The 12413-nt window shown below is 43.6% G+C and carries 15 protein-coding genes; 12 read left to right on the forward strand and 3 right to left on the reverse strand.

Going from position 1 to position 12413, the window contains the following annotated elements:
- Nucleotides 1–11: 11 nt before the first annotated feature.
- The 4 genes from ASE42_RS01665 to ASE42_RS01680 all read left to right on the forward strand — a co-directional run bounded on the left by ASE42_RS01665 (nucleotide 12) and on the right by ASE42_RS01680 (nucleotide 2278).
- Entirely contained in the window at nucleotides 12–335 is a 324-nt protein-coding gene (locus tag ASE42_RS01665) for a PTS sugar transporter subunit IIB (protein WP_024423899.1), read from the forward strand.
- A 19-nt stretch (nucleotides 336–354) separates the two neighbouring features.
- A complete protein-coding gene (locus ASE42_RS01670) occupies nucleotides 355–684 on the forward strand; it encodes a PTS lactose/cellobiose transporter subunit IIA (protein WP_024423898.1) in 330 nt (109 codons plus the stop codon).
- A 65-nt stretch (nucleotides 685–749) separates the two neighbouring features.
- The gene (locus ASE42_RS01675) at nucleotides 750–1598 is read left to right on the forward strand and encodes a polysaccharide deacetylase family protein (RefSeq protein ID WP_056765381.1); all 849 of its coding nucleotides are present in this window, start codon (nucleotides 750–752) and stop codon (nucleotides 1596–1598) included.
- A 311-nt stretch (nucleotides 1599–1909) separates the two neighbouring features.
- On the forward strand, nucleotides 1910–2278 hold the full coding sequence (locus tag ASE42_RS01680) for a VOC family protein (RefSeq protein ID WP_024423896.1): 369 nt from the start codon (nucleotides 1910–1912) through the stop codon (nucleotides 2276–2278).
- A 44-nt stretch (nucleotides 2279–2322) separates the two neighbouring features.
- Here the strand turns inward: ASE42_RS01680 and ribD are convergent, their stop codons facing one another.
- The 3 genes from ribD to ASE42_RS01695 are packed head-to-tail and all read right to left on the reverse strand — an operon-like array spanning nucleotide 2323 to nucleotide 5033.
- The gene (gene ribD / locus ASE42_RS01685) at nucleotides 2323–3414 is read right to left on the reverse strand and encodes a bifunctional diaminohydroxyphosphoribosylaminopyrimidine deaminase/5-amino-6-(5-phosphoribosylamino)uracil reductase RibD (protein ID WP_056765382.1); all 1092 of its coding nucleotides are present in this window, start codon (nucleotides 3412–3414) and stop codon (nucleotides 2323–2325) included.
- Nucleotides 3401–4162: a GTP cyclohydrolase II gene (locus tag ASE42_RS01690; protein WP_024427515.1), complete on the reverse strand. Its 762-nt coding sequence runs from the start codon at nucleotides 4160–4162 to the stop codon at nucleotides 3401–3403. The genes ribD and ASE42_RS01690 overlap by 14 nt, the downstream gene beginning before the upstream one ends.
- A 16-nt stretch (nucleotides 4163–4178) precedes the next feature.
- Nucleotides 4179–5033 (reverse strand): VOC family protein, encoded by an 855-nt coding sequence (locus tag ASE42_RS01695; protein ID WP_056765383.1) that lies wholly within the window; start codon nucleotides 5031–5033, stop codon nucleotides 4179–4181.
- 177 nt (nucleotides 5034–5210) lie between these two features.
- Between ASE42_RS01695 and ASE42_RS01700 the strand changes: the two genes are divergently transcribed.
- From ASE42_RS01700 to srtB, 8 genes are all read left to right on the forward strand, one after another.
- Entirely contained in the window at nucleotides 5211–5543 is a 333-nt protein-coding gene (locus tag ASE42_RS01700; RefSeq protein WP_025093788.1) for a winged helix-turn-helix transcriptional regulator, read from the forward strand.
- A gap of 369 nt (nucleotides 5544–5912) precedes the next feature.
- Complete coding sequence (locus ASE42_RS01705; RefSeq protein WP_044334343.1) at nucleotides 5913–6371, forward strand: NEAT domain-containing protein; 459 nt, start codon at nucleotides 5913–5915, stop codon at nucleotides 6369–6371.
- Nucleotides 6372–6391: 20 nt separating this feature from the next.
- Nucleotides 6392–7045, forward strand: coding sequence for a heme uptake protein IsdC (gene isdC, locus ASE42_RS01710; RefSeq protein ID WP_056765390.1), 654 nt, complete (start codon nucleotides 6392–6394; stop codon nucleotides 7043–7045).
- Nucleotides 7046–7064: 19 nt separating this feature from the next.
- Complete coding sequence (locus tag ASE42_RS01715; protein WP_056765393.1) at nucleotides 7065–8882, forward strand: NEAT domain-containing protein; 1818 nt, start codon at nucleotides 7065–7067, stop codon at nucleotides 8880–8882.
- Between the two features lie 76 nt (nucleotides 8883–8958).
- Nucleotides 8959–9846, forward strand: a complete 888-nt coding sequence (gene isdE, locus ASE42_RS01720) for a heme ABC transporter substrate-binding protein IsdE (RefSeq protein WP_056765396.1) — start codon at nucleotides 8959–8961, stop codon at nucleotides 9844–9846.
- Nucleotides 9847–9879: 33 nt separating this feature from the next.
- On the forward strand, nucleotides 9880–10866 hold the full coding sequence (locus ASE42_RS01725) for a FecCD family ABC transporter permease (RefSeq protein WP_024427509.1): 987 nt from the start codon (nucleotides 9880–9882) through the stop codon (nucleotides 10864–10866).
- Nucleotides 10853–11623, forward strand: a complete 771-nt coding sequence (locus ASE42_RS01730) for an ABC transporter ATP-binding protein (protein ID WP_056765397.1) — start codon at nucleotides 10853–10855, stop codon at nucleotides 11621–11623. The genes ASE42_RS01725 and ASE42_RS01730 overlap by 14 nt, the downstream gene beginning before the upstream one ends.
- Nucleotides 11624–11649: 26 nt before the next feature.
- On the forward strand, nucleotides 11650–12402 hold the full coding sequence (srtB, locus tag ASE42_RS01735; RefSeq protein ID WP_056765398.1) for a class B sortase: 753 nt from the start codon (nucleotides 11650–11652) through the stop codon (nucleotides 12400–12402).
- Nucleotides 12403–12413: the final 11 nt, after the last annotated feature.

The following is a 12413-nucleotide window of genomic DNA, read 5'->3' on the forward strand; positions in this document are numbered from 1 at the left end:
AGTGATGAGAAATGAAACGAATCATTCTCGCTTGTGCAGCAGGAATGTCAACGTCCATTGTGGTGTCCAAAATGAAGGCTGCCGCAGAAGCTAAAGGACTGGATTACTATATTTATGCTATACCTGAAGGAGCCATTGCGGATGAACTAGAAGAGCATGGAGAGGATGTACAGGCGATTTTACTTGGACCGCAAGTTAGTTTTATGAAAAAAGCAGCAGAAAAAACAGCGGCACCTTATCAAATCCCTGTCGATGTCGTCAATGTGAGATTATACGGAACAGCAAACGGAGAAAAAATTCTAGAGCATGCACTGAAACTAGCAAATGAATCTTAAATAATTGGAGGAGAAGCAGATGACGGTATTAGAGGAAATGCAGGGAGCAGCCTTTCAAATCATTGCCCATGCAGGCGAGGCAAGAAGTCATTATGTAGAAGCGATTCGTCTAGCAAGAGCTGATGATTTTGAAAAAGCGCAGCAGTTGATCGAAAAAGGGGAGGAAGCGTTTCGAAGCATCCACAACCTGCACTTGTCGCTGATTCAAAAAGAAGCGGCAGGTGAACAGCTTCCGTTTTCTTTACTGCTGATACACGCAGAAGATCAAATGCTCACAACAGAGACCATTCATCTGCTCGCCATCGAAATGATCGAAATGTGTAAAAAAATGAATACCCTGTCAAAATAGTTGTCAATGAATAACCAATTTCTGTTATAATCATTCGGTAGATAAAGAGAAAGCAGGATTGGTGAATGAAGAAAACATGTAGGCTGATGACGATTGGTTTTATGCTGCTGCTCATTTCGGGCTGTATGGGAATGAAGGAGCAGGCGGAAGGAAGCCAGCAAGTCGTCAAAGAGGAAAAGGGTCCATTACAAACAAAAGAGATTCAGCAGAAAAAAGAAACGGCAGTGATAGAGACAAAAACCTGGATGAAGCAAAAGGAGCCGGTCGAGCTCCCGATTTTGATGTATCATAGTATCTCAAGCGGCAACTCGTTACGTGTGCCAAAGAGCGAATTTGCATCTCATATGAAATGGCTGAAGGACAATGACTATGTCACACTGTCGCCAGAAGAGGCGTACCGCGTTTTCACAACAAATTCGATGCCAAGTAAGAAGAGTGTCCTCATTACATTTGATGATGGATATACGGATAACTATACAAAGGCATTTCCAATTTTAAAGCAGTATGGAATGAAAGCAACGATTTTCATGATTGAGCAATCCATTGGCCGTCCAAATCACTTAACGGATGAGCAAATGGATGAGATGATGGCACATGGGATATCGATTGAGAGTCATACGATTCATCATTTAGAGCTCAATCGATTATCAAAGCAGCAGCAGGAAGATGAGTTAAAAGGATCAAAGACATTCTTCGATCAGCGGTTTTCTCAGCGTACGAGAATGGTCAGCTATCCTGTCGGGCGCTATAATGAAGAGACGTTGAAGCTGGCGAAGGAAGCTGGATATCAAATGGCTGTCACCACTGAACCAGGACATGCGAAGAAGGAACAAGGCATGATGTCCTTGCACCGCGTCCGCATTTCATCGGGACTTTCACCAGAAAGCTTTGGCAGGCTGGTCGAAGGGAAGTAACGATCAATGTTTCACATGAAACATTTTACGACAAGTTTCACCAAAATGAATCACCGCCCATACACCTTGACATGATATGTCTTGGTTTCAACTGTTATTATAAGAGACACTTAGATAGACAGAACTTTCATGACCAGGGGAGTTCTGTTTTTTAAAATTGTCATTCAAACCCTACATCGTAAGAAACACCTCAATGAAAGACTCAAAGTATCAAGCCCGCCAATGAAGTAAGAATCAAATATTGCTCAGCAACGCAAAACTTAAGAAACCCTACATAGAAAACCAATTGAGAAAAGAAAGGGAGAGGGAATATGTCAAACTTTTTTGGAATCGACCATGTTCAACTAGCTGCCCCAAAAGGCAGTGAAGAGAAAGCTCGTTTGTTTTTTGGCGAAATTTTAGGGATGAAAGAAATACCTAAGCCTAGTAATTTAGCTAAACGCGGAGGTGTCTGGTTCCAATGCGGTCATCATCAGCTTCACATTGGCATTCAGGAACATTTTCAAGCTGCAAAGAAAGCTCATCCAGCTTTTCTTGTAAAGAGCCTATCGGAATTAAAAGAGGTATTATTGAAGCATCAGATTAGTATAAAAGAAGATGAGCCATTGGAGGGTGCCAATCGGTTTTATGTAGAAGATCCTTTTGGGAATCGAATTGAGTTTTTAGAGAGAAGAGACTAGAAGACAAAAATAAGGCTGTCGAGATTTTCTCGACAGCCTACTTGTTATTGATAAACGGGATAGCCCGTTATTTTAATATCTTTTCCAAGTGGTTCCACGGTGAGTTGATCCAGTTCAATGGCATCACTCATGAGGCGAATGCCTTCGCCTCCAAAAAAGGAAGGGGAAAGTCGTCCGCCAATGAGCTTAGGCGCCATATAGATGACCAATTTATCTACAAGCTGCTGTTCTAAGAACGAGGCGTTAATCTGGCCGCCGCCTTCAATCATGAGAGAGGAGATATTTTTTTCTCCCAGCACTTGAAGCACTTCTTGCAGGGGCACCCGCGTGTCGTTGTCTGTCATGAAGACACGAACGCCAGCTTCTTCTAAGGCCACTCGTTTTTCCTCATCGGCTTGCTTTGTTGTAAAAATCCATGTAGGTGCCATCTGATCGGTGACGATCTTTGCTGTCAGTGGTGTTGACAGCTTTGAGTCTAAGACAATTCGAATCGGATTGTTTCCATTTGGAATCCGCGCAGTTAATGAAGGGTCATCGTGAATGACGGTTTGAGCACCGACCAAAATCGCATCATTGATACTGCGGATATGGTGAGCATCATAACGGGATGTCTCAGATGTAATCCACTTGCTGTCAGACGTGGAAGAGGCGATTTTCCCATCTAAGGTAATGCCCGCTTTGAGCGTCACAAAAGGTGTTTTTTTCGTAATAAAGTGATTAAATACTTCATTCATTAGAATGGATTCCTGTTCAAGTACGCCCGTGATGACTTGGATACCCGCGTCTTGTAAAATGGCAATCCCGCGGCCAGCGACAAGCGGGTTTGGATCAAGTGCCGCCACGACAACGGTTTCGACGCCGGCTTTCACAAGTGCTTCCGCACAAGGGCCTGTGCGCCCATGGTGGGAACAAGGCTCAAGGGTCACATAAATCGTGGCTCCTTTTGCCTTGTCCCCGGCCATGTTAAGTGCATGAATTTCAGCATGCGGTTCACCGGCTTTCATATGAGCACCGACTCCAACAATTTCATTCTCTCGCACAATCACAGCCCCGACGAGCGGATTCGGAGATGTCTGACCTTTCATTGCCCGTGCATTATCAAGGGCTAGCTTCATATATCGCTCATGATGTGGCAATCGTACGCACCTCTTGCTCCGCCTTCATGTGACCTGAGCGGTTGATTTTTGTCTGCAAGTATTTTTCGTTAAATTCAGAGACATCTCCCCAAAGCGGAATGCGTCCAGAAAGAGATAAACCTGCATGGCTGATCGCATCTGTCTTTTTCGGGTTATTGGTAATGAGTCTGACCGGCTTTGTACGAAGTGTTTGAAGAACGGCAATGGCTTCTTCGTATTGACGTGTGTCATCTTCAAAACCAAGTGCTTCGTTCGCTTCTACTGTATCATAGCCGTTTTCTTGAAGAATATAAGCCATGGCTTTACTGAAAAGACCAATGCCGCGGCCTTCATGATTGGCTAAGTAAAACAGGGCTCCTGCTCCATTGTCCTCAATCATTCGCATAGACTGCTTCAATTGGAATCCGCAGTCGCAGCGCTTGCTTCCGAAAATATCGCCAGTGTGGCAAATGGAATGCATGCGGATAAGAGCTTCGTCAGCATGCTCAAAATCCCCATATACAAGAACGCTTGACTGCTGATGATCAGCAAGCTGGCGGGACGAGAGGCTTTCAATTAAAGCTTCATCCGACAATGGCTCTTTTCCATCATCTTTTAACCATGAATACCAGTTAAACATGACGGTTCTGCCGTCTAAATTCACTGGCAGTTTAATGGGTCCAGTGATATATATATACCCGTCTTCTTGCTGTACTCGTTTGATTTTATCTTTTAATATGGCTGTTTTAAGCTCTGTGTGTTTGTCCATATTCTGCACCTTCTTTTTAGTCTGTTTCTTCAATCTGTAAACGAACGAGAACGCCAAATGGATCAACAAATTCGCTGCTTTTTCCTGTCGTGTTGACTAGGGTGCCTGCTTTTGTCAGGCGTTCGATGACGGATTGTCTGTCTGCTTCTTCTGGGAAAACCAGTGTATAGCTTCTAATTCCTGAGAAACGTGGATCAATGGCTCCTTTTCGTCCGCGTCCCCATGCATTAAAGGCAAGGTGGTGGTGGTATACACCAGCGGCGATAAATAGGCTTGCTGGTGGAGCCATTCGGATATGAAAACCGAGCGTATGGACATAAAAAGGATCTGCTTCTTCTGGGTTGAGATGGAAATGCAAGTGTCCCATCACTGTGCCCGCAGGGAGTCCTTCCCATGTGGTATCAGCGGCTTCCTGCAGGAGTCCATCTCCATCAAGCGGTGAATTTCCGCCACCTTTCAGTTCTCCATGCTCACCTACCCAAATGTCCTGAGGACGGTCCGCATAAATTTCTACGCCAATGCCGTCAGGATCACTTAAATAAATGGCTTCACTGAAAAAGTGATCGCTTGCTCCAATTAAAGGATAGCCTTTTTTGATCACATGTGCCAGCCATGTGCCCAGGTTTTTTCTGGTAGGTAATAAAACAGCAAAATGATAAAGTCCTGGCTCATGATCAGGCTTCTCTTTGAGCTGTGCATCTTCTTTTAACAAAAGAATCGGTTCCTTTGCATTGCTGCCAAGTGTCACCGTGGAATCTGTTTTTTCTAATATAGAAAATCCTAAAATGTCTGTATAAAAAGGTAAAGAACGATCAAAGCTGGACACATGTAATTCTGTCACACCCAGCCTTAGCTGCTCAATTGTCTTCAAGCTCGGTCATCTCCTTCATGATATATGCATCGGCATGTTCAAATGTTTTTGAAAATCTATAAAAAATGAATACCTTGTTACTTTTAGTAACTAAACTATATAATAGTTAGTGACTTATTTCAAGTAATTAATTATGTTATAATGAAAAAAAGAGAAAAAAGCAGGAGGGAGTAAGATATGGCACAAGTAGATGGCTGCCCAATTACAGATGCCATGGAGATTCTAGGCAAGAAGTGGGTCATTCTCATCATCAATCAGCTTCTGACAGGGCCTAAGCGTTTTTGTCAGCTTGAAAATGAAATGAACATCAGCGGAAGATTACTATCAGAAAGGCTGAAGGATTTAGAAGCTGAGGGACTTGTTGAGAAAAAAGTATATCCCGACATTCCAGTGCGGATTGAATACGAATTAACGGTGCAAGGGAAGAAAATTGAACCGATTATTCGTGAAATGTATGCTTGGTCTTTAGAGCGTAAAAACAGCAAAATGGAGGAACATGTTCCTTCTTAATCCATTTCGATCAGTGTGTCTGATCGAAATTTTTTTGTGTGATTTTCCAGAAAACTAAGACAATAGTATGAAAAATGATATTGACAATTATTTCACCCATTATATAATATCAAGGAGAAGAGGGTTCTTTTCCCTGTAATGGAATGGAGGTTATGCCATGGTATTATGAATGGGACAGATTGCCTAAAACTCTTATCAATCCATCATTTAGAAGCAGACATCTTTGACTTTAGGAAGCAAAGATTTATTTTTTCAACTCAATTGATAATGATTATCATAATCATCTATAAGTGTGTTCCAGCACTTATGAAGGTTATTTTTTTTATTGTCTATTGAGAATAATTATCAATATCATTTAGGAGGGCTCACATGAAAGTCATTCGTTCAACATCACCCGTATTATTATTCCTTAGTTTTGTTTTATTATTTGCTCTAGCTCCTGTTAGCTCAGCCTCAGCAGCTGGCTTAGCAGATGGTCAATATTCAGCGCAATATGTGGTTTGGAAGGCTGATAGCGATTCGACTTCAACAGCGAATACGTATTTCGAAAAACCAGCCAAGCTTGTCGTCAAGGATGGAAAAATCAAAGCACAAGTCACGTTAACGAATAGCTCTTGGATCACAAGCTTTAAGACGCTCGATCAAGGTGTCTACAAAGATGCGAAGGTGATTAGTACAAATACAGCTGCGAATAAGAGGACAGTAGAATTCAATGTGAACAGCCTGACTGAGGTCGTACCAGCAAAAGTGAGTGTGACTGTACCGGCCATCGGATATACAGGCAATTACGACATTCGCCTCAAGTTTGATGCGGCATCTGTTCAATAGAAAGGGAGGAAATTCGCTTGATGAAAAAAAGAATGAGGCTGTCAGTCTTCATGGCGGTTTTTTTACTGGCACTTATGCTGCCTTTTTCAAACGCACAGGCTGCCGCATTAAAGGATGGTACATACTCCGTCAATTATACAGTGCTGAAAGCTGAAGGAAATGCGGTCTCAATGGCAAATGATTACTGGCTGAAGCCAGCAAAAGTGATAGTGAAAAATGGGAACCTGACAGTGCAAATGACGATTAAAAATAGCAGCTGGGTAACGGAATTTAAAGTACCAGGAAATGGCGGCTATGTCGATACAACCGTTCTCTCAACAAATAAAAAAGCCAATACAAGGCTTGTTCAGTTCCAGGCTCAAAGCTTGTCTAAACCAATCACGTCAAAAATTCATGTCACTGTGAAATCTGCTGATTATGATCATGATTACACCATTCAGCTGAAATTTGATGAAAGCAGCATCAAGTCACTTTCGTCTAACAGTGCAGATCAATCAGCGGGTGCAGCAGAAAGTCAGCAGCCATCAAAAGAATCAACGAACAAAGCTGATTCATCCACAACGAAACAAGAAGAAAATCCCCAAACTGGTGATACAAGCCAAACAGGGTGGCTCCTTGTGCTTGTCTTATGTTCAGGCGGGTTTTTAGCAAGAAAGTGGATCATCAAGCATTAACGGAAGGAAGTGTCACCATTTGAAACGTCTTTTTCATCTAAAGGCAGCCATTCTGCTCGTTTTATTCAGTTTGTTGACTGCGTTTCAGATTCCTCAAGGAACAGCTCAAGCGGCATCATTCGTTGATGGTGAATACACAGTCGGATTCACCATTTTAAAAAATGGCAGCACAGAAGCGTCCATGATGGATACCTATACAGAAAAGCCAGCTAAGCTGATTGTGGAAAATGGCAAGAAAACAGCCTATGTCACACTGAAGCAAAGCAAAGAAATAACAGATTTCAAGGTCGAACAAAATGGTGCTCTCGTTACCACTGAAACGGTCAGTGAGGACGAAACAGCCAATACACGTGTGATCAAATTTAATGTCGACGACTTATCAGCGAAATTAAACGGCTGGGTGAAAATTTACTGGGATTTAGGCGGCTTTATTTATGACGAAGCATATGACGTACAGCTTGCATTTGATCAAAGCAGCCTAACACTCGTTACGCCTGCAAAACCAGACGATAATGAAACAAAGCCAGATGACCAAAACGGTACAAAGCCAGACGATAGCGAAACAAAGCCGGATGACCAAAACGGTACAAAGCCAGACGATAACGAAACAAAGCCGGATGACCAAAACGGTACAAAACCAGACGATCAACCGACAACACCAGGCAATAACAATGGCACAAAACCAAAACCAGATGATTCTGCGCAAAATCAATTAAAAGATGGCGTATATCGTATTAATTACAGTGTGCTAAAAGGGGATACGGATGAGGCATCTCGAATGAGTGATTACTTCTCACACCCTGCATCCTTAACTGTCAAAAATGGAAAGCAAACCATTTCCTTTACGGTGAAGGACCATAAGTCTGTCGCTTCTTTAAAAACAGAGAAAAACGGTTCTTATCAAGAAGCCAAAACAGTCAGCAAGGATGAAGCAAAGAATACAAGAGTGGTTTCATTTGATGTAGATGATTTGAAAAACGAGGTCAAAGGAATAGTACACATTGTAGTAGCAGCCGCTAACTATGACCAAACCTACGATATTCGTTTTCAATTTGATTCAAAGAGTATCGCTCCAGTGAAGGACGGGCAGGTGGTAGAGGAAGAAACACCAGCTGCACCAGAAACACCAAAACCAAACACACCAACAACAGAAACGAATAACGGCGGAGCAGATCAAGAGACGGCTCAGCTAAAAGATGGTGTATACAAGCTTCCTTTCTCAATGAAGAAAGCAGACAAGGATGAGCTTTCCCGCATGAATGATTACGTTGTGAGTCCTGCGACACTGGTTGTAAAAAATGGCCGCCACTTCGTTTCATATACAGTGAAGAACAGCTCAGCCATCACGTCATTCCAAGTAGGAACAGGTGGAAAGTTTGAAGAGACTCTTGTTGCGAAAACAGATGAAAAAGCAGATACACGCGTTATTCAATATGAAGCAAAAAGTTTAAGTGGAGCTCAGGCTGCACGCGTAAAAATTGATATTCCAGCTGCGAACTACCATGAGCAGTACGATGTCAAAATTGTCTATGACACAAAAGGAATCGCTCCTGGTGAGGGAAGCGGGATTCATGAGGTCATTGGAGACGATGAGAGTATCGGCTTTGTCAAAAATCCAAATGATCACGATTCTCAAACAAATCAACTTGAGAATGCAGCACCTGAGGAAACGGGTGCGGAGCAGATGACCTTTACGCCATCAGATGATCAAACCAAATCTGAGTCTGGACAGCTGAATCCGAAAACGGGAGATGCCTCTCTTCTTTGGGTGTATATTCTTTTATTCGGCGGTTCGTTATTCGTACTCGTCAGAAAATATCAAACACGGACAAGATAATTCGTTTTATTTTAAGTGAGATGCGCCTTTTACCTCGGCGCATCCACTCTCTTTTTTCGAAAGGAGGCTTCTGTTTTTGAAGCATCGAATGTTATGTACCTTGATTGCTGCTCTCAGTGTGTGCGTGATCTTATCGGGCTGCTCACAGTCAGCTGAAAGCTCAGCAAAAGGCAAAAAAAGCGCTGAATCAAGTGAGCGCATTGTAGCAACGACTGTAGCTGCTGCGGAGATCATGGATGCTTTAGAGGTGGATCTTGTCGGGGTGCCAACAAGTCAAAAATCCTTGCCAGCTCGTTACAAAGGACTGCCGGAAGTCGGTAACCCAATGAGCCCGGACATGGAAATCATCCAATCACTTCAACCGACAGATGTCCTGTCTGTCACAACCCTTCAATATGATTTAGAGACACCCTTTCAGCAAGCAGGTGTCCCTGCCACATACCTAAATCTCGAGAGCATGGCTAACATGGAGAAGGCCATCACGAAGCTTGGAGATCAGTATGACAGAAAGAAGCAGGCTGAACGCATTGTGTCTGAGTTTGAGCAAAAAAAGAAAGACATTCAAGAGAGGACGAAAGGAAAACGCAAGCCGTCCGTTCTGATTTTACTTGGTGTGCCAGGCAGTTATTTGGTGGCGACAGAGAATTCATATATTGGTGATCTTGTGCGTATCGCAGGAGGAAAGAATATTGTCAAAGGCGAGAAAATGGAGTATTTGGCATCCAATACGGAATATTTACAAAAAGCCAATCCAGATATCATTCTCCGGGCCGCACATGGGATGCCAGACGAAGTCGTCCAAATGTTTGATCAAGAATTCAAAACAAATGACATCTGGAAACATTTCAATGCGGTCAAACAAGACCGGGTGTATGACCTCGAAGAAAGCTTATTCGGGACAACAGGCAATTTAAAGGCAGCAGAAGCATTAGATGAATTGACTCGTATGTTGTATCCGTCATAAGCGGCGAATCTTAATGATAAAAGGACGTTCAAGATGAAAAAAACAGGGATTTTATTTCTGATAGTCAGTCTCTTACTGGTCTGCGTGTTTATTTATTCAGCCATTACTGGGAGCATTCATGTCACCCCAATTGAATTATTAGAAGGGCTCATCACCGGTCAACATGCACAGGTAGAAATCATTAAAGATTTGAGAATTCCCCGCATGCTTATCGCGATGTTTACAGGGGCCGCCTTATCTGTCTCCGGTGTACTGCTGCAGTCGGTCATGAGGAATCCGTTAGCTGATGCCGGCGTCATTGGCATTTCATCAGGAGCCAGCTTCTTTTCATTAATGGCGATTACAGCGCTTCCTCAATTTTATTTCTACTCTCCTTTATTTTCGGTATTAGGCGGAGCTATTGCGTGTTTCCTCGTGTACGTTCTGTCTTGGAAGGGTGGTTTAAGCCCGATCCGCATGATCTTGGTTGGGATCGCCATCAATGCCATGTTTACTGGGATGGCTGAAGCATTTGTGACCATTTGCAGCTATTTCAATATCACGATTAATCAGTCGGGACAGTCGAATCTCACGATGAAAACGTGGGGAGATGTCCGTTTAATCGGTGTCTATGGTGTCGCCGGCCTTGTCGTTGCACTCTTCTTCAGCAGATGGTGCAACCTCCTGGCTCTTCAGGACAAGACAGCGAAAAATTTAGGATTGCGTGTGACCAGAATGCGCCTTTTGATTTCCATCACAGCCGTTTTACTTGCGGCGGTGACAGCTGCAGTAGCGGGCGTGATAGCCTTTGTCGGCTTGCTCATTCCGCACATTTCAAGAAGGCTTGTCGGCTCGGATCACCGGGTACTGATTCCATTTTCTGCGTTAAGCGGGGCTTTGCTTATTTTGACGGCTGATACGCTTGGCAGGACGCTTGTGGCGCCAAATGAGATTCCTGCTTCTACGATCATGGCCGTGATTGGCGGGCCGTTTCTGATCTTTTTATTAAGAAGGGGGGACCGTCTCCATGGACATTCGTGAGGTGTCATTCTCATATGACCAGCAGAAGGACATCGTTCAATCAGTCACAACAAAGATTGAAAAGGGAAAAATCACAACCATTATCGGTCCAAATGGCTCGGGAAAATCCACACTGCTTTCCTTAATGGCGAATAATCATTGTCCAAATAAAGGGCAAATTCACTTAGACGGGCAAACGCTGAATACGTTCAAGCCAAAGGAGCTGGCAAAAAAGCTCGCTGTCGTCCATCAGCAAAATGAAGCGCCGCTTGATTTAACGATCGAACGGCTCGTGGCATTCGGCAGAACGCCGTACCAGACGATGCGCGGAGGAGACAAGGAAGAGGATGAGAGAGCGATAGAGTCGGCGCTGTCCAGTACAAAGCTAACGGACAAACGAAAGGTGCCGCTCGCCTCACTGTCAGGTGGAGAGCGGCAGCGTGTATGGATTGCGATGGCACTTGCGCAAAAAACACCGATCCTTTTCTTAGATGAACCGACAACTTATTTGGATATTTACTATCAATTTGACATTCTTGAGCTGATCCGTGAACTGAATGCCGTGCATGGATTAACGATTGTCATGGTGCTGCACGACATGAATCAGGCTGTCCGCTACAGCGATATCATCATAGCGATGAAGGATGGACAGATTATCAGTGAAGGACAGCCAAGCGATGTGTTAACAGAGGAAAACGTGCGGCACATTTATGATGTGTCCGTCACGATTAGACAGGATGCAGAAACAGGGATGTACATCGTGCCTGTTGGTATATAAGCTGGGCAAAAAGCAGGTGAGACAGTGTGAAACGAGGAAAACGGCTTTGGCAGCAGATGCTGACGATCGTTTGTTTAGGTGTATTTATTTATAGCGGGACAGCCATCGGCTTCGAACTTTTCGGTTATTATCAAAATCGCCAGGTGCTTGCAAAGGCTCAGACGATGTATGGACATGAAGAAGAAATGACTGAGAAAAGGGAGCCGGGAAAGATCCGTTCGTCATTTGATGAGCTGCGGAAGGTGAATGAGGACATTGTCGGCTGGATCAATATGAAGGACACGATGATTCAGTATCCGATCGTTCAATCTCACGATAATGCGTTCTACTTAACTCGCAATTATTTAAAAAACGACACCCGGGCAGGCAGTATCTTTATGGATTATCGTAATGACGTCCTGCAAGAAAGCCCCAATACAGTGGTGTACGGCCATCGGATGAGGGATGGATCCATGTTTGCTGGACTCACAAACTATCTAAAAAAAGATTTCTTCCAAGAGCACCGGACATTTCAGTACGATACGCTGTATCAAAGCTATGAAGCGGAGATTTTTGCCGTGTATGAAACGACGGTTGACTTCGATTATATTCAAACCGATTTTCAAGATCTTGGCGAATATGCGCACTACTTGCAAGCTGTGAGGAAGAAATCAATCTATCAAACGAAGACAGACGTGTCCACAGATGACCTCATCCTCACCTTATCGACCTGTGATCATGTGCTTGCACCTAAAAGCGGGCGTCTCGTGGTACAGGCAAAGCTAAAGAAAGTTTACTAGAAAAGGAGAGA

Origin of the sequence: Bacillus sp. Root920, from assembly GCF_001429445.1 — a bacterium.
Lineage (GTDB): Bacteria > Bacillota > Bacilli > Bacillales > Bacillaceae > Bacillus > Bacillus safensis.